This window comes from Streptomyces lavendulae subsp. lavendulae (assembly GCF_002803845.1).
In the GTDB taxonomy this organism is placed as follows: domain Bacteria; phylum Actinomycetota; class Actinomycetes; order Streptomycetales; family Streptomycetaceae; genus Streptomyces; species Streptomyces lavendulae.
Genome location: NZ_CP024985.1, coordinates 4,013,766 through 4,029,623 on the forward strand (window position 1 = coordinate 4,013,766; position 15,858 = coordinate 4,029,623).

The 15,858-nt window shown below is 73.3% G+C and carries 15 protein-coding genes; 9 read left to right on the plus strand and 6 right to left on the minus strand.

Annotation, left to right across the window (positions count from 1 at the left end; all coding sequences use genetic code 11):
• Positions 1 to 85: 85 nt before the first annotated feature.
• Positions 86 to 1,387: an extracellular solute-binding protein gene (locus SLAV_RS17400; RefSeq protein ID WP_030232456.1), complete on the minus strand. Its 1,302-nt coding sequence runs from the start codon at positions 1,385 to 1,387 to the stop codon at positions 86 to 88.
• A 211-nt stretch (positions 1,388 to 1,598) separates the two neighbouring features.
• Between SLAV_RS17400 and SLAV_RS17405 the strand changes: the two genes are divergently transcribed.
• From SLAV_RS17405 to SLAV_RS17415, 3 genes are all read left to right on the plus strand, one after another.
• The gene (locus SLAV_RS17405) at positions 1,599 to 2,531 is read left to right on the plus strand and encodes an ROK family protein (protein ID WP_030232455.1); all 933 of its coding nucleotides are present in this window, start codon (positions 1,599 to 1,601) and stop codon (positions 2,529 to 2,531) included.
• Positions 2,531 to 3,682: an N-acetylglucosamine-6-phosphate deacetylase gene (gene nagA, locus SLAV_RS17410; RefSeq protein ID WP_030232453.1), complete on the plus strand. Its 1,152-nt coding sequence runs from the start codon at positions 2,531 to 2,533 to the stop codon at positions 3,680 to 3,682. The genes SLAV_RS17405 and nagA overlap by 1 nt, the downstream gene beginning before the upstream one ends.
• 101 nt (positions 3,683 to 3,783) lie before the next feature.
• On the plus strand, positions 3,784 to 4,701 hold the full coding sequence (locus SLAV_RS17415) for a 1-phosphofructokinase family hexose kinase (RefSeq protein ID WP_030232450.1): 918 nt from the start codon (positions 3,784 to 3,786) through the stop codon (positions 4,699 to 4,701).
• A gap of 42 nt (positions 4,702 to 4,743) precedes the next feature.
• Here SLAV_RS17415 and SLAV_RS17420 read toward each other — a convergent pair whose 3' ends face one another.
• Positions 4,744 to 5,781, minus strand: a complete 1,038-nt coding sequence (locus SLAV_RS17420) for a CBM35 domain-containing protein (RefSeq protein WP_030232446.1) — start codon at positions 5,779 to 5,781, stop codon at positions 4,744 to 4,746.
• A gap of 68 nt (positions 5,782 to 5,849) precedes the next feature.
• Positions 5,850 to 7,628 (minus strand): diguanylate cyclase CdgB, encoded by a 1,779-nt coding sequence (gene cdgB, locus SLAV_RS17425; RefSeq protein WP_030232443.1) that lies wholly within the window; start codon positions 7,626 to 7,628, stop codon positions 5,850 to 5,852.
• 351 nt (positions 7,629 to 7,979) lie between these two features.
• Between cdgB and SLAV_RS17430 the strand changes: the two genes are divergently transcribed.
• Positions 7,980 to 8,564 carry a flavin reductase family protein gene (locus tag SLAV_RS17430; protein WP_078950415.1) on the plus strand — a complete coding sequence of 195 codons (585 nt, stop codon included), beginning with the start codon at positions 7,980 to 7,982 and terminating at the stop codon, positions 8,562 to 8,564.
• 116 nt (positions 8,565 to 8,680) lie between these two features.
• On the opposite strand, the gene arfB is transcribed toward SLAV_RS17430, so the two are convergent.
• Positions 8,681 to 9,106, minus strand: coding sequence for an alternative ribosome rescue aminoacyl-tRNA hydrolase ArfB (gene arfB, locus SLAV_RS17435; RefSeq protein ID WP_030232438.1), 426 nt, complete (start codon positions 9,104 to 9,106; stop codon positions 8,681 to 8,683).
• Positions 9,107 to 9,268: 162 nt separating this feature from the next.
• On the opposite strand from arfB, the gene SLAV_RS17440 reads away from it, so the two are divergent.
• Together SLAV_RS17440 and SLAV_RS17445 are read left to right on the plus strand one after the other, a co-directional pair.
• Positions 9,269 to 9,844 (plus strand): TerD family protein, encoded by a 576-nt coding sequence (locus tag SLAV_RS17440; protein WP_030232435.1) that lies wholly within the window; start codon positions 9,269 to 9,271, stop codon positions 9,842 to 9,844.
• A 68-nt stretch (positions 9,845 to 9,912) separates the two neighbouring features.
• Positions 9,913 to 10,428: a GNAT family N-acetyltransferase gene (locus SLAV_RS17445; RefSeq protein WP_030232432.1), complete on the plus strand. Its 516-nt coding sequence runs from the start codon at positions 9,913 to 9,915 to the stop codon at positions 10,426 to 10,428.
• A gap of 12 nt (positions 10,429 to 10,440) precedes the next feature.
• On the opposite strand, the gene SLAV_RS17450 is transcribed toward SLAV_RS17445, so the two are convergent.
• Both SLAV_RS17450 and SLAV_RS17455 read right to left on the minus strand, forming a co-directional pair.
• The gene (locus SLAV_RS17450; RefSeq protein WP_030232430.1) at positions 10,441 to 11,883 is read right to left on the minus strand and encodes a M1 family metallopeptidase; all 1,443 of its coding nucleotides are present in this window, start codon (positions 11,881 to 11,883) and stop codon (positions 10,441 to 10,443) included.
• A 97-nt stretch (positions 11,884 to 11,980) separates the two neighbouring features.
• Positions 11,981 to 12,523 (minus strand): GlcG/HbpS family heme-binding protein, encoded by a 543-nt coding sequence (locus SLAV_RS17455; RefSeq protein WP_030232427.1) that lies wholly within the window; start codon positions 12,521 to 12,523, stop codon positions 11,981 to 11,983.
• Positions 12,524 to 12,845: 322 nt separating this feature from the next.
• Here SLAV_RS17455 and SLAV_RS17460 point away from each other — a divergent pair, with 322 nt between their 5' ends.
• From SLAV_RS17460 to SLAV_RS17470, 3 genes are all read left to right on the plus strand, one after another.
• Positions 12,846 to 13,985, plus strand: coding sequence for a sensor histidine kinase (locus SLAV_RS17460; RefSeq protein WP_063760320.1), 1,140 nt, complete (start codon positions 12,846 to 12,848; stop codon positions 13,983 to 13,985).
• Positions 13,982 to 14,605, plus strand: coding sequence for a response regulator (locus SLAV_RS17465; protein ID WP_030232421.1), 624 nt, complete (start codon positions 13,982 to 13,984; stop codon positions 14,603 to 14,605). The genes SLAV_RS17460 and SLAV_RS17465 overlap by 4 nt, the downstream gene beginning before the upstream one ends.
• A 125-nt stretch (positions 14,606 to 14,730) precedes the next feature.
• Positions 14,731 to 15,855, plus strand: coding sequence for a M4 family metallopeptidase (locus SLAV_RS17470; protein WP_051841090.1), 1,125 nt, complete (start codon positions 14,731 to 14,733; stop codon positions 15,853 to 15,855).
• Positions 15,856 to 15,858: the final 3 nt, after the last annotated feature.

Sequence of the window (15,858 nt, forward strand, 5' to 3'; positions counted from 1 at the left end):
GCCAGATTAACGCCGCCCGCCGACAGCGCCCCCGCGCGGCCGGGGAGGCCGACGGCGGGGGCGCTGAACGGCGTGCGGCGCCGGCTCAGTGGTCGCCGTCGGCCTTGCGGGCGCTCGTCGCGATGTTCTCCAGGACCTTCGCGGGCTGTCCGCCCGGCTGGACGACCTGTCCGATGTTCTGCTTGATGTCCTCGCTGACCCCGGCCCAGGACTTCTTGCCGACCGGGTAGAGGCGGGACGTCGGCAGGGCGGCCAGGAAGGTCTTCAGCTGGGCCGCCGAACCGCCCGTGCTCGCGTCCATGGCCCGGTAGCCGCTGGTGGTGACGGGCAGCAGGTCGTACGTGTTGGTGAAGGCGGTCACGTTCTTCGCCGAGTACAGGAGGTCCAGGAACTTCCCGGCCTCCTTCCTGTGGCCGTTCTTGAAGGCCATCACCCAGTCCGCGACGCCCATCGCGGAGTGGTCGGCGCCGTCGGCGGTCGGCATCGGGACCATGCCGAACTTCACGCCCTTGCCCGCGGCCTGCTTGATCAGGGTGGGGTGGCCGTTGAGCATGCCCACCTCGCCGCGGGTGAAGGCGTCGAAAGCGGCCTGGCGGTCCAGCTTGCCGGGCTCGACCGGGCCGGTCAGGCCCTGTCCGACCATCTTGTCGCGCAGGAACTCGAAGGACTTCACGTTCTCCGGGGAGTCGATCGCGTACGCCTCCTCGTTGTCGGTGTAGCCGCCGCCGCCCGCGAGCATCCACATCATCGACTCGGCCTGCGCCTCCTCGCGGCCCAGCGGCAGCGCGAAGGGGGTGGGCACGCCCGCGCCCTTGAGCTTCTTGGCGGCGGCCTCCAGGTCGGCCCAGCTCTTGGGCTGCCAGGGGGCCGAGCCGTCCTTGGGGATCACCCCGGCGTCGCCGAGCAGCTTGGTGTTGTAGAAGAGCAGCCGGGTGCTGGCCACGAAGGGCATGCCGTACTGGACCCGCTTGACCTTGCCCGCGTCGGCGAGCGGGGCGAGGAAGTCGGCCTCGGTGTTGACGGAGAGCAGCTCGTCGGCGGTGTAGAGCTTGCCGGCCTCGGCGTAGTCGGCGTAGGCGCCGATCTGCGCGATGTCGGGGGCCTTGCCCGCCTTGACCATCTCGGCGACCTTGGCGTCGACCTCCGACCAGGAGTAGACGCTGACCTCGACGTGCACGCCGGGGTTGTCCTTCTCGAAGGAGGAGGCGAGGCCCTTCCAGTAGGTCGCGGAGGAGTTCTGCGGATTGTCGCCGTAGTCGGCCGCCACGACCCGCAGGGTCACCTCGTTGTCCCCGCTGAGACCCGACACGGTTCCACAGCCCGTCAGCGTCGCCGTCAGGCACAGTGCGGCCCCGGTAGCGGCCAGGCTCAGGTAACGGCCCTTCACGGTTCTCGATCCACCCCTTTTTGTACGTACGATTCGACGTAAGGTCTACACCACTTTGGCGGCTCCTCCACATCCGGAACGGCGTGGCGCCCGGACTGTGTCCGGACCGTATCCGGACCAAGGTCCCGAATTTGTATGGCAGCTCAACAATCCCCTCCAATGGACTAGACCTTTCCCTCCCGAGCACGCGAGACTGTCTCCTGTGAAACCCGTGAAACACGTCATCGCCCTCGATGTGGGCGGCACCGGGATGAAGGCCGCCCTCATCGCCCGGGACGGCAACCTGCTGCACGAGGTGCGCCGCGCCACCGGCCGCGAGCGGGGCCCCGAAGCCGTCGTCGAGACGATCCTGGACTTCGCCGCCGAGCTGCTGCGCCTGGGCGCCGAACGCTTCGGCACGACCGCCTCCGCCGCCGGAGTGGCCGTCCCCGGCATCGTCGACGCCGAACGGGGCACCGCCGTCTACGCCGCCAACCTCGGCTGGCGCGACGTCCCGCTGCGCGCGCTCCTCGGCGCCCGCCTCGGCGGCCTCCCCGTCGCCCTCGGCCACGACGTGCGCACCGGCGGGCTCGCCGAGGGCCGCATCGGCGCGGGCCGGGGCACCGACCGCTTCCTGTTCGTCCCGCTCGGCACCGGCATCGCCGGCGCCATCGGCATCGCCGGCCGCATCGAGGCCGGCGCCCACGGCTACGCGGGCGAGATCGGCCACATCGTCGTCCGCCCCGGCGGTCCCGCCTGCGGCTGCGGCCAGCACGGCTGCCTGGAGACCCTGGCCTCCGCCTCCGCCGTCTCCCGCGCCTGGGCCGCCGCCTCCGGCGACCCGGGGGCCGACGCCGCCGACTGCGCCAAGGCCGTCGAATCCGGCGACACGCGGGCCCGCGAGGTCTGGCTCACCGCCATCGGCGCCCTCGCCGACGGCCTGGTCACCGCGATCACCCTGCTGGACCCGAGCAGGGTGATCATCGGTGGCGGGCTGGCCGAGGCGGGGGAAACCTTGTTCACACCACTACGGGCGGCCGTCGAGGAGCGCGTGACGTTCCAGCGGCTGCCCGAGATCGTTCCGGCGGCCCTCGGGGACACCGCCGGATGCCTGGGCGCAGGGCTGCTCGCCTGGGACCTACTCGCCACGGAGGTACCTGCCTGATGTCCGGAAGCGCACACAGCACCGTTCTCTCCGGCGCCAGGGTGGTGCTGCCCACCGGGACCGTCGCGGGAGGCCGGGTCATCGTCGAGCGCGACCGCATCGCGGGCAGCGCCCACGAGGGCGCCGAGATCGTCGACCTCTCCGGACACTGGATCGTCCCCGGCTTCGTGGACGTGCACAACCACGGCGGCGGCGGGGCCTCCTTCACCTCCGGCACCGCCGAGGAGGTCCTGCGGGGCGTACGCACCCACCGCGAGCACGGCACCACCACCCTCGTCGCCTCCACCGTCACCGGCGACCTCGACGAACTGGCCCGGCGCGCCGCCCTGCTCGCCGAACTCACCCAGCAGGGCGAGATCGCCGGCGTCCACTTCGAGGGCCCCTTCATCAACCCCTGCCGCAAGGGCGCGCACAAGGCCGACCTGCTCCGCGACCCCGACCCGGCCGAGGTCCGCAAGCTGGTCGACGCCGCGCACGGCACCGCCCGGATGTTCACCCTCGCCACCGAACTGCCGGGCGGACTGGACTCCGTACGGCTGCTGGCCGAGCACGGGGTCATCGCCGCGATCGGCCACACGGACTCCACGTACGACCAGACCCGCCAGGCCATCGACGCCGGCGCCACCGTCGCCACCCACCTCTACAACGCGATGCCCGGCCTGGAACACCGCGCCCCCGGGCCGATCGCCGCCCTGCTGGAGGACGAGCGGGTCACCGTCGAGCTGATCAACGACGGCACCCACCTGCACCCGGCCATGCTGGAGCTGGCCTTCCACCACGCCGGCGCCCACCGCGTGGCGCTGATCACCGACGCCATGGACGCGGCCGGCTTCGGCGACGGCACCTACCACCTCGGCCCGCTGGAGGTCGAGGTCAAGGACGGCGTCGCCCGCCTCGTGGAGGGCGGCTCCATCGCGGGCTCCACCCTGACCCTGGACACCGCCTTCAAGCGGTCGGTGACGGTCGACAGGCTCCCCGTGGAATCCGTGGTCCAGGCGATCTCGGCCAACCCCGCCAAGCTCCTCGGCCGCTACGACGAGGTCGGCTCGCTGGAACCGGGCAAGTACGCCGACCTGGTCGTCCTCGACGCCGCGTTCGACCTCAAGGGCGTCATGCGGCGCGGCGAATGGATCGTCAGCCCGCTGTCCTGAGCGGCCTTTCGGCGGTACGGAGCGCGGCGGCGGGCCCTCGGACTGGGCCCGCCGCCCGCTATTTGGCATGATCCCGGCATTCACCGAGACCGGGGCTGACCATGATCCTCACCGTGACGCTCAACACCGCACTCGACGTCACCCACCGGGTGCCGCGACTGCTCCCGCACGCCTCCCACCGGGTCACCGGCGTCGCCGAACGACCGGGCGGCAAGGGCCTGAACGTGGCCCGCGTGCTCGGCGCGCTCGGCCACCCGGTGACGGCGACGGGCTTCGCGGGCGGACCGGCCGGCACGCTCGTGCGCGAGCTGCTCGCCGACTGCCCCGGCGTCACCGACGCCCTCGTCCCCTGCGCGGGCACCACCCGGCGCACCCTGGCCGTCGTCGACGAAACCACCGGCGACACCACGCAGTTCAACGAACCCGGCCCGCAGATCACCGCCGGGGAATGGTCCGCCTTCCTGGCCCGCTACGCCGAACTCGTCTCCGGGGCCCGCGCGGTGGCCCTGTGCGGCAGCCTCCCCCCGGGCGTCCCCGTCGGCGCCTACGCGACCCTCGTGCGCACGGCCCGCACGGCCGGCGTCCCCGTCCTGCTGGACACCAGCGGCGAAGCCCTGCGCCGCGGCGTCGCCGCCCGGCCGGAGATCATCAAGCCCAACTCCGCCGAACTGGCCGAGCTGACCGGCTCCCGCGAGCCGCTCCCCGCCACCCGCGACGCCCGCCGCCGGGGCGCCCACGCGGTGGTCACCTCCCTGGGCCCCGGCGGGCTCCTCGCCGCCACCCCCGACGGCACCTGGCAGGCCGCCCCGCCCCGCGCCCTGTCCGGCAACCCCACCGGCGCGGGCGACTCCGCAGTGGCGGGCCTGCTCTCCGCGCTGGCGGAGGGCCTGGACTGGCCGGCCCGGCTCACCCGCGCGGTGGCCCTCTCGGCGGCCACCGTCCACGCCCCGACGGCGGGAGAGTTCGACCCCCGCACCTACGAGGAGGTACGGGGGTCGGTGAAGGTCACGCCGCTCTAAGGGCGGGCGCCGGGCGGGCCTCAGGCGGGCGCCGGGCGGGCGTCAGCCCTTGGTGTGCCCCTGACCCAGCCTCAGCTGGTCGAAGATGACGTCGCACTGGTTGCCGGCCTCGCACGAGATCCTCATCGCGTTCGACCCCTTCTTCAGGGTTATCCACGCGAACGTGCGGGTCCAGCCCTTGTCCCACGCCCCCGCGTCGGCTTTCGCGAAGTTCGCCAGGTTCAGGGACTGGTTCGGGCTCTGCCCGTTGACCGTGAGGGTCGTCTTCGCATCCTTGCCGGGCACCGCGTAGTTCACGAACAGCGTGTAGTCACCGGCCTCGGGGACGTCGACCGTCCAGGTCAGCGCGGCACCCGGGGTGTTGAAGTTGCCGACGTACTGGCCGCCCGAACTCTTCGACCCCTGCACCGTGCTCTGCAGCACCGCACCACCGGTGAGCGCCATGCCCGCACCGGCGGCCTCGCCCTTCGGCAGCGGGCTCTGGGAGGGCTCCGGGGAGCCGCTCGGATCGGTGGCACCCGGGTTCTGCTGGGGGGCCGACGGCTTCGGGGACTGGGACGACGCCTGGTTGGCGCCCTTCTTGTCCTCGCCCTTCTTGCCGAAGATCACCGCCGCGCTGATGCCGACCGCGACCGCCGCGACCACCGCCACCGCCGCGATCAGCAGGCCCTTGCGGCTGGAACCGCCGCCCCCGCCGTGACCGCCGCGGCCGCCGGGGAGGGGGGCCTGCTGGGTGTGCTGCTGCTGCGCCGGGACGCCGTAGCCACCCGCCTGGAGCGCCTCGGGAGCCTGGTACTGGGCCTGGTAGGCCGGGGCCTGCTGCTGCGGCGGCACCGCGCCGCGCTGGCCGCCGTAGGTCCGCTCGCCGACCGTGCGCACCTGGTTGTACGAGGTACGGGGGACGCCGGGCTGCGCGCCGGGCGGGCCGCCGACCGCGGGGCCGGGGTAGCCGTATCCGCCGCCCTGACCGGGCGGGGTGGCTCCGGCGGCCTGGCCGTCCGCGTAGAGGTAGCCGAACGGGTCGTCGTCCTCGGGCTGGTTCGCCCCACCGTGCGGGCCGTTGTGCGCGGGCGTCGTCATCGCAGGTCACTCCTTTCGACCCACGGGAGCCTACCCCGAACACGTGCGCCCACGGGCAGCCGATCAGACTACCCGGCCCGCCGGTGTGCCTTGGAACGGGACCTTTTCTCGATGTACATCCGCTGGTCGGCGGAGCGCAGCACCTCGTCCGCCGACATCCCGCAGCTGGCCCAGCCGATCCCGAAACTCGCCCCGACGCGGACCGCCCGGCCGTCCACCCGGATCGGCGGGATGATCGCGTTGCGCAGCCGTACGGCGAGGTCGGCGGCGTCCGCGGCGCCCAGTCCGTCGGCGAGGACGACGAACTCGTCACCCCCGAGCCGGGCGACGGTGTCACCGTCCCTGACGCACGTCGTCAGCCGCCGGGCGACCTCGATCAGGACCGCGTCGCCCGTGTGGTGACCGAACCGGTCGTTGATCGACTTGAAACCGTCGAGGTCGCAGAAGAGGACGGCGAGCCCCTTCGTCCCGTCGTCGACGTCCGTGGCGGGCGCCACGATGTGCACGTGGTGGTCGTACGGGCCGTCCGCGTGCGACGTGAAGGCCCCGGAGAACTCGAACGGGTCCGTCCCCGGCGCCGCCCCGGAACCGGCCGCGGCCCCCGTCCCGGCACCGGCACCGGCACCGGCACCGGCACCGGCGGCCGGATAGCCGTAGTCGGAACCGTCGTGGCCGTCGGGGCGAAACCCGTGCTCGCCCGCACCACCCGCCTCGGGGCGCGTCTCGAAGGCCGCGTCGAGCGCCTCCACGGCGGTGGCCCGCACCGACTGGGGCCGCCGGCACAGCCGGGCGCCGAGCCGGGAGCGCAGCTCGGCGCTGTTGGGCAGGCCGGTGAGGGAGTCGTGGCTGGCGCGGTGCGCGAGCTGGAGCTCGTGCCGCTTGCGCTCCTCGATGTCCTCGACGTGCGTGAGCAGGAAGCGGGGGCCGTCGGCGGCGTCCGCGACGACGGAGTTGCGCAGCGAGACCCACACGTACGTGCCGTCGCGCCGCCCGAGGCGCAGCTCGGCGCGGCCGCCCTCGGCGGAGGTGCGCAACAGGGTGCCGATGTCCTCGGGGTGGACCAGGTCGGAGAAGGAGTAGCGGCGCAGGACGGAGGCGGGCCGGCCGAGCAGGCGGCACAGGGCGTCGTTGGTGCGCAGCAGCCGACCGTGCTGGTCGCCGCCCATCTCGGCGATGGCCATGCCGCTGGGCGCGTACTCGAAGGCCTGGCGGAACGACTCTTCGCTGGCGCGCAGCGCCTGCTGCTCGCGTTCCAGCCGGACCAGGGCCCGCTGCATGTTCGCCCGCAGCCGTGCGTTGCTGATCGCAATCGCGGCTTGGAAGGCGTACATCTGGAGCGCTTCGCGCCCCCACGCGCCGGGGCGGCGCCCGTTGCGCGGTCTGTCCACCGAGATGACACCCAGAAGTTCCCCGCCGGTCGCATACATCGGGGCGTACAGCCGGTCCTCGGGGTGCCACTCGTCCTCGAAGCGGGGGTCGGGGCCGTCGGTGTGCCACTGGGGGACGTCGTCCTCGATCAGGACCCAGCCCTCGGTGTGCGGGATGAAGCGCAGCCCGTCCCAGTCCTCGCCCATGGCCAGGCGGCGCTCCCAGGACGGCCGGGAACCGACGCGGCCGGTGATCAGGGCCTCGGCGGCCGGGTCGCCGGCGAAGGCGGCGACGACGAGATCCCCGTCAGGGCGTACGAGATTGACGCAGGCGAGCTCGTAGCCGAGGCCGCGCACGATGCCGTCCACGACGGTCTGCAGAGTGTCCGCCAGGCTGCGGGCCGTGTTGAGTTCGGCCACCACCTGGTGCAGCTGCCGCAGGGTCGCAAGACGGACGTACGGCTCCGACTCGGTCTCCATTGCTCGCTCTCCCCGAGACCTCGACAGCAACTCCAGGTTTGTCATCGGCGTTTCGTTGCGGTGTCCCGTCCACTGAATCACAGTGAGCTGTGCGGCAGGTACACAGGGTCAACAAATCTTGCCCTCTGTGACTCAAGTCACATGAGATGAATATCCGCGCACTCCGGGCGCGTTGGCGAGTGGGAGCGCTCCCCCTCCTTTTCGTGAGCAAACGATACGCCCGGGCCTAGGCCGCGGGGCGGGGACGCGGCTCGGACCAGCGCCCGATGTGCGCCGCACGGCGGCGGGACTAGCGTTCGGGTCGTGCCGAAGACGACCCCTGTGCCCGTACCGACCGTATCGACCGTACCGATCGCGCCGAGCCCGCCGCCCCCTCCGACCCCGGTCGCGCCCGAACCGTCCGCCACCCCTCATCCTGAGGGAGTGAGCAACGACGAGTTCCGGGCGGCCATGTCCCGGCTGGCGGCGGGCGTGTGCCTGATCACCGCGCACGAGCCCCCTTCGACCGCCGACGGGCCGCGCGGGGAGGACGTCGGCATGACGGCCACCGCGTTCATGTCGGTCTCCCTGGACCCGCCGCTGGTGCTGGTGAGCCTGCGCGAGGGCTCCCGGATGGACGACCTGCTGGCGGAGCAGCCGCTGTGGGCGGTGTCGGTCCTCGCGGACGGCCAGCTCCAGGTGGCGGGGCGCTTCGCCATGAAGAACCGGATCAGCGACCGGCTGCTGTTCGAGGGCCTGCCCACGGTACGGGGGGCGGTCAGCGGGGCGCTGCTGCTGTCGGGGGCGCTGGCCACGCTGGAGTGCCGCACGGAGTCCCGCGTCGAGGCGGGCGACCACACCCTGGTCATCGGCCGCGTCCTGACCGCCACCCTCCCGACCCCGGACGCACCACCGCTGACGTACTTCCGTGGCCGCTACCGCCACTTGGCGCCATAGCCCTGGCCGGCGACATCCAGCCCCGCCGGCGATTGAGGCGCGGGGTCCGGGGCGGCGCCCCAGGATCCTTCAGCCCCGCCGGCGATTGAGGCGCCGGGGCCGGGGCCGGGGCCCGGTTACCAGTCGCGGCCCGTGCGGCCTCGCTTCGTTTCGGCGCGGGCCTTCTTCTCCCGCAGGCGCCGCTCGTTGATCCCCCGCGGAATCTTCGTGGCGCGCCGCGCCTTCGGCGGCGGCGCCGTGGCCTCCGCCAGCAGCGCGGCCAGCCGGACCAGCGCCATCTCCCGGTTGCGGAACTGCGAGCGGTGCTCGGAGGCCCGTACCGTCACCACCCCGTCCACCAGCCGGGACGCCAGCCGTTCCAGCGCCCGTTCCTTCCACACGTCCGGCAGCGCCTTGGTCGCCGCCACGTCGAAGAGCAGCTCCACCCGCGAGTCCGAGGTGTTGACGTGCTGGCCGCCCGGCCCCGAGGAACGCGAGAAGCGCCAGGCGAGCTCCGCCTCGGGGAGCACGACCGAACCGCGGATGACATAGGGACCAGGCATGCCCCTATGATCGGCCCCCGCCACGGCCCCCGTCACCCCGATTTCGGGGCGCGCCGGGCGGTTCGGAACCTACCGGACCCCTCCCGGCGTTATGAAGGACAGCAGTACCGTGGCCACGACCACTGAGCGCGGTCATGTGACGAGGAAGGGACACCAGTCAAAATGGCAGTAAGCCTGTCCAAGGGCGGCAACGTTTCGCTCACGAAGGAGGCCCCCGGCCTCAGCGCCGTCACGGTCGGCCTCGGCTGGGACGTCCGTACGACGACCGGTGTCGACTTCGACCTCGACGCCTCGGCCATCGCGGTCAACGCGACCGGCAAGGTCGTCTCCGACGGTCACTTCGTGTTCTTCAACAACAAGTCCACCCCGGACCAGACCATCGTGCACACCGGCGACAACCGCACCGGCGAGGGCTCCGGCGACGACGAGTCCATCAACGTCAACCTGGCCGGCCTGTCCGCCGACGTGGACAAGATCGTCTTCCCGGTCTCGATCTACGACGCCGAGTCCCGCAGCCAGAACTTCGGCCAGGTCCGCAACGCCTACATCCGCGTCGTGAACCAGGCCGGCGGCGCCGAGATCGCCCGCTACGACCTCTCCGAGGACGCCGCCACCGAGACCGCCATGGTCTTCGGCGAGCTCTACCGCAACGGCGCCGAGTGGAAGTTCCGCGCGGTCGGCCAGGGCTACGCCTCCGGCCTCACCGGCATCGCCCAGGACTTCGGCGTCAACGTCTGATCCGGGTCCGGGCTGCCGAAACCCCCTGCCCCCGACCCGGGGCGGGGGGTTTCGCTACCGTTCCAGGGGTGATCCTGCAACCGCTCGTGCCCGTGGACGGCGCCCTGCCCGGCCCGGCGCTCACCGAGATCGCCGCGCTCTACGCGACGAACCGCGCGTTCTTCGAACTGAGCGGCGACTTCCCCGACCCCGCCCGCATCACCGTGGAGCAGGTCGCCACCGCGCTCGCCGACGAACTCGCCGTCGACAGCGCCGAGGTGCTCCTGGCCCGCTCCGCGGGCCGGCTCGTCGGCCTCGCCGTCACCCTCGCCCACCACCCCGACCCGGCCTCCGGGGACCCGGACCCGTGGATCGGCCTGCTCCTCATCGACTCCACCGCTCACCGCGAGGGCCACGGCCGCACGGTGGCCGGGCTGATCGAGGACCGCTTCCGCACCGCCGGGCGCGCGGGCGTACGGCTCGCCGTACTGGAGGACAACGCCGCCGGCCTCGCCTTCTGGCAGGCCCAGGGCTACACCCTCCTGCGCCGCGCCAAGGACCGTGACCGGGGGCGTCCGGTCCGGGTGATGCGCAAGGAACTCTGAGTCCCGTCGCCTTCAGGGGGCCGTGGGACGGTCCTCGCCGTAGAGCCAGACGTCCCACACCTTCTTCAGGTCGTGGCCCGTGCGCCGCTGCGCGTACGCCGTGAAGTCGGCCGTGCTCGCGTTCCCGTGCCGGTGGTCGGCGGCCCAGCCGCGCAGCAGGCCGAAGAACGCCGGGTCCCCGACCTCCTGGCGGATCCGGTGGAGCACCATCGCGCCCCGGTAGTACACCGGATCGTCGGAGATGTGCTCCGGTCCCGGCGGGGAGGCCGGCGGGAAGGCCGCCCAGTCGCCGTCCGCGTGCGGGTCGACCGAGGTGTCGCCGGCCAGGAAGGCGTCGAAGCGCCGCTGCGCGCTCACCCCGCCGTGCTCCTCCGACCACAGCCACTCCGCGTACGTGGCGAAGCCCTCGTTGAGCCACATGTCCTTCCAGGACTTCGGCGACACCGAGTCCCCGAACCACTGGTGCGCCAGCTCGTGCAGGACCAGTTCCTCGTCGGGGGCGCCCGAGTAGACGGGCTTCGTCTGCGTCTCCAGCGCGTAGGTGAGGGTCTGCGCCGGCATCACGATCGAGCCGACGCTGCCGAAGGGGTAGGGGCCGAACTTCTCGGTCCCCCAGTCCACGATCTGCGGCAGCCGCCCCAGCGCGGCCTCGCTGCCCGCCGCCTCGCCGGGCGCGACCGCGTCGTAGACCGGGACGCCCGAGGGGGTCCGGCCCGTCGTCACCTTGAACCGGCCGATGGCGACGGTCGCCAGGTAGCTCGCCATCGGCTCGGGGCTGTGCCACGCGAACTCGGTCTGCCCGTCCGCCACTTCCTTGCGGGAGCGCAGCTCGCCGTTGGAGACGGCCTCGTAGCCGTGCGGGACGGTGACGGTGATGTCGTACGTGGCCTTGTCGCTGGGGTGGTGGTTGCCGGGGAACCAGCCCATCGAGCCCACGGGCTCACCGACGGCCACGGCGCCGTCCCCGCCCGCGATCCAGCCCTCCTTGGAGCCGTCCGGGTCGACCACGGGCTTGGGGCGGCCGCCGTAGTCGATCTCCGTACGGAAGACCTCGCCCTTCTTCAGGTCCTTGGCCGGGCGGACCGTCAGCTCGTTGCCGGTCCGGTTGTAACGGGCTCCGGTCCCCTGGACGTCCACGCTCTCGACCTTGAGGCCGCTCAGGTCCAGGTTGAAGGAGCTGAGGCCCTGTTCGGCGCGGGCGGTGATGACGGCGGTGGCGTGCAGCAGGCCGTCGGCGGGGTCGTAGGCGAGGTCGAGGTCGTAGTGCTCGACCTGGTAGCCGCCGTTGCCTGCGCGGGGGAAGTACGGATCGCGCAGCCCGGACGCGCCGGGCCGCCCCTGCACGGTGGCGCCCGTACATCCCGTGGCCAGGACGGCGAGGGAGAGGAGGGCGGCGACCGCGGGGGCGGCGAGGCGGGTGAGGCCGGTGCGGCCGGGGAGTGCGGGGTGTTCCACGGGTTCGATCCTAAGCGGGCGCCCCGGACGGGGGGCGGGGCCGCGGTCGGACCCCGGCGGAGCCACCCGGCCGCCGGTCCCTGCCTGTCACCGGTGCCTACTTGTCGCCGAGGGCGTCGGCGCCGGCCTTGGCGAACTTCTCGTCCAGGTCGCCGCTCGGGGCGCCGGCCACGCCGATGCCCGCGACCGGGGCGCCGTTGGCCTGCACCGGGCTGCCGCCGGCGAGGAAGAGGGTGCCGGGGATGTCCTTCAGGTTCGGGGTCTGGGCGAGGCGGCCCGCGAGCACCGAGGTCGGGGCGTTCCAGGACACGGCGGTGAAGGCCTTGCGCTGCGCCGACTCGTACGACTGCGGGCCCGCGCCGTCGCCGCGCAGGGTGACGACGGTGTTGCCGTTGCGGTCCACCACCGCGACCGTCACCTTCTGGTTCTCCTTCTCGGCCGCGCGGAGCGCGGCCTGGGCGGCGCGGGTGGCGGCGTCGACGGTGAGGTGGGTGGAGGTGGTGAAGTTCCGGTCGTCGTCCTTCTTGGCCGCGGCCTGGACGGGGGCGGGGGTGGCGCTCGCGCTGACGGCGCCGAACGTCCCGGCGCCGAGGGCGACGGCGAGGGCGGTACCGGTGAGGACGCGGGTGCGGGTGTTCATGGCTGCTGCTCCTGGTGGTCGTCTGCTCGACTGGCTGCTCCAAGCCTCCGCCGGAACCGGCCCCGGTCCCGTCGCCGTACCGGCTCGCGGCGAGGAGCGCACCGGTTGAGGCGGGGGTCATCCGATCGGTCGATGCGGGGGCCCTGGCCGGGCGGTTCTCCTGGGGGGGCGGCGTCGGGGCGGCCGGGGTCGGGTGGCCGGCGTCGGGTGGGGGCGGCGGCAAAATGGATACCGTCCTTCCAGCACCAGGAGCCCCACCGTGCGCAACCCCCCGCGGCCGCACCTCACCGCCTCCGACGACACCCGCGGCCTGGCCACCGTCATGCACGCCGCGTTCTTCCTGCTCCTCGGCGCCTCGGTGGCCCGCTTCCTGCTCCGGCACCCCGGCGAGCCCCGTACCCCCTGGGTCATCGCCCTCAGCATCGCGCTGGCCCTGCTCTACGTCCTCGGGCCCGCCGTCGGCGCCACCCGTACGCTGCCCGCCACCGCGCCCCCGACCCCCCTGCGACGCCGGCTGTGGCTCGGGCTGGTGGTGGCCACCTGGGTGGTGCTCGTCGTCCTCGCGCCGAGCTTCGCCTGGTGCGCCGTCCCCCTCTTCTTCACCGCCCTGCGCACCCTGCCCCCGCGCGCCGCCGTGGTCCTCGTGGCCCTGCTCACCGTCTTCGTCGTCGCGGCCCAGCTCAGGCTCTCCACCGCCTTCGACCCGAACCTCCTGGTCGCCCCGCCCGCCGTCGCCGCCCTCGCCACCGCCGTCTTCGTCCACATGGAGCGCCAGGCGCAGGAACAGCGCGCGCTGATCGACGACCTCATCCGGACCCGGCGGGAGCTCGCCGCCACCGAGCGCCGCGAAGGCACCCTGGCCGAGCGGCAGCGGCTGTCGATGGAGATCCACGACACCCTGGCCCAGCACCTGTCGAGCCAGCAGATGCTGCTCCAGGCGGCGGACCGCACCTGGGAGAGCGACCCGGGCACCGCCCGCGCGCACGTCCGTACCGCAACGGACATCACCGCGCGCGGCCTGGCCGAGGCGCGCAGGCTCGTCCACGACCTGGCTCCGCCCGAGCTGGAGAACGGCGCCGGCCTGGCCGAGGCCCTGCGCGCGCTGGACGCGGGGCCGGGCATCGAGGTTCGCTTCCACCTGGAGGGTGCCCCCGTACCGCTCCCGGACCGCGCCGAATCGGCCCTCCTGCGCATCGCGCAGGGGGCCCTGGCCAACGTCCGCGAGCACGCGGGCGCCCGTACGGCGGCCCTGACCCTGAGCTTCCTCGGCGACCAGGTCGTCCTGGACATCGCGGACGACGGCGCCGGCTTCGCCGAGACCCGTTCGGCCTCCGGCCGCGGCCACGGCCTCCCGGCGATGCGCGCCCGGGTGCGGCAGCTGGGCGGAACCCTGACGATCGAATCCACCCCGGGCGAGGGCACCGTCCTCTCGGCCGTGATCCCCCTGGAGCCCACCCGATGACGACGATCCTCCTCTGCGACGACCACGTGGTGGTCCGGGCCGGCCTGCTCGCGCTGCTGGGCAGCGAGCCGGACATCGAGGTGCTGGGTGAGGCGGGCAGTGGTGAGGAGGCGGTCGCGCTGGCCGCGAAGCTCCGCCCGGACGTGGTCCTGATGGACCTCCAGCTTGGCGAGGGCATCGACGGCGTGGAAGCCACCCGACGCATCACGGCCCTCCCGCAGCCGCCGCACGTACTGGTCCTGACCACGTACGACACCGACGCGGACATCACGCGGGCCATCGGCGCGGGCGCGACGGGCTACCTCCTGAAGGCGGAACGCCCCGAGGAGCTCTTCGCCGCCATCCACTCGGCGGCGGCGGGCCGCACCACCCTGTCCGCGCCCGTCGCCAGCCGCGTCATGGCCCACATGCGGGGCACCCGCCCGACGCTCACGGACCGCGAACTGGACATCCTGGGCCAGCTGGCCCGCGGCCTCGGGAACCGGGACATCGCCCGCGCCCTGTTCATCAGCGAAGCGACGGTCAAGACCCACCTGGGCCGCATCTACGACAAGCTCGGCGTCGACACCCGCGCGGGCGCGGTCTCGGTCGCCAAGGAACAGCGCCTCCTGCCGTCCTGACGGGATCCGGACAGGAGGGCCCGGTCTTCGGACAACCCGGCCCGGGTTCGCGTCGCAGACCTGCCGGACCCGCTCCCTCCGATGGCACGCTCACTCGCGCCACCCCCACCCGCGAAGGAGCTCCCGTGCCCCACCCCACGCCCTCCCGCCGCGCCCGCCTCGCGACCGCCGTCCTCCTCGGCGCAGCCGTCGCCCTCACCACCGGCACGGCGACCGCGAGCACCACACCCACGACAGCCCCCGGCACCGGAACCGGCACCGGCACCGGCACCGGCACCGGCACCGGCACCGGCACCGGCCAGTACTCCGGCACCGTCCCCCTCGGCACCACCCCCTCCGGCACCACCCACCAGCTCCGCGACCCCTCCCGCGGCAACCAGCGCACCCTCGACGCCCTCAACCAGACCTCCGGCCCCGGCGTGCTGTTCACCGACGCCGACGACGTCTGGGGCACCGGCCTGCCCTCCAACCGCCAGACCGCCGCCGTCGACGTCCACTACGCCACCGCCGTGACCTGGGACTTCTACCGCGCCACCTTCAACAGAAGCGGCGTACGCGGCGACGGGGCCGCCACCACCTCCCGCGTCCACTACGGCACCGACTACGGCGGCGCCTTCTGGGACGCGAGCTGCGCCTGCGTCTCGTACGGCGACGGCACCACCCCCGGCCGCCCGCCGACCTCGCTCGACATCGTCGGCCACGAGCTCGCCCACGGCCTGATCGGCTCCACCGCCAACTTCGCCGCCACCGGAGAGCCCGGCGCCCTCGGCGAGGGCACCGCCGACATCCTCGCCACCGCCGGCGAGTTCTTCGCCGAGAACAAGGCCGACGTCGGCGACTACCTCCTCGGCGAACGCGTCTACGACGGCCCGCTCCGCCGCATGGACCGCCCCAGCGCCGACGGCGTCTCCCGCGACTACTGGTCCGCCGACATGGGCGGCCTCGACCCGCACGCCGCCTCCGGCCCCGCCCGCCACTTCTACTACCTCCTCGCCGAAGGCAGCGGCCCCAAGGAGATCAACGGGGTCGCCTACGACTCCCCCACCTACGACGGCTCCAAGCTCCTCGGCATCGGCCGCGACCGGGCCACCCGGATCTGGTACCGGGCCCTGACCCTCCACATGCGCTCCTCCACCGACTACGCCGCCGCCCGCACCGCCACCATCCAGTCGGCCATCGAGCTCTACGGCGCATCGAGCGCCGAGGCCATCCGCGTAGCCGCCGCCTGGAAGGCCGTCAACGTCGGCTGACCC

Bases quoted from the DNA above. Each gene is read 5' to 3' on its own strand.
- SLAV_RS17415 (WP_030232450.1), top strand. From the start codon at position 3,784: ATGATCCTCACCGTGACGCTCAACACCGCACTCGACGTCACCCACCGG.
- nagA (WP_030232453.1), top strand. From the start codon at position 2,531: ATGTCCGGAAGCGCACACAGCACCGTTCTCTCCGGCGCCAGGGTGGTG.
- arfB (WP_030232438.1), bottom strand. From the start codon at position 9,106: ATGCCTGGTCCCTATGTCATCCGCGGTTCGGTCGTGCTCCCCGAGGCG.
- cdgB (WP_030232443.1), bottom strand. From the start codon at position 7,628: ATGGAGACCGAGTCGGAGCCGTACGTCCGTCTTGCGACCCTGCGGCAG.
- SLAV_RS17440 (WP_030232435.1), top strand. From the start codon at position 9,269: ATGGCAGTAAGCCTGTCCAAGGGCGGCAACGTTTCGCTCACGAAGGAG.
- SLAV_RS17420 (WP_030232446.1), bottom strand. From the start codon at position 5,781: ATGACGACGCCCGCGCACAACGGCCCGCACGGTGGGGCGAACCAGCCC.
- SLAV_RS17460 (WP_063760320.1), top strand. From the start codon at position 12,846: ATGCACGCCGCGTTCTTCCTGCTCCTCGGCGCCTCGGTGGCCCGCTTC.
- SLAV_RS17455 (WP_030232427.1), bottom strand. From the start codon at position 12,523: ATGAACACCCGCACCCGCGTCCTCACCGGTACCGCCCTCGCCGTCGCC.
- SLAV_RS17465 (WP_030232421.1), top strand. From the start codon at position 13,982: ATGACGACGATCCTCCTCTGCGACGACCACGTGGTGGTCCGGGCCGGC.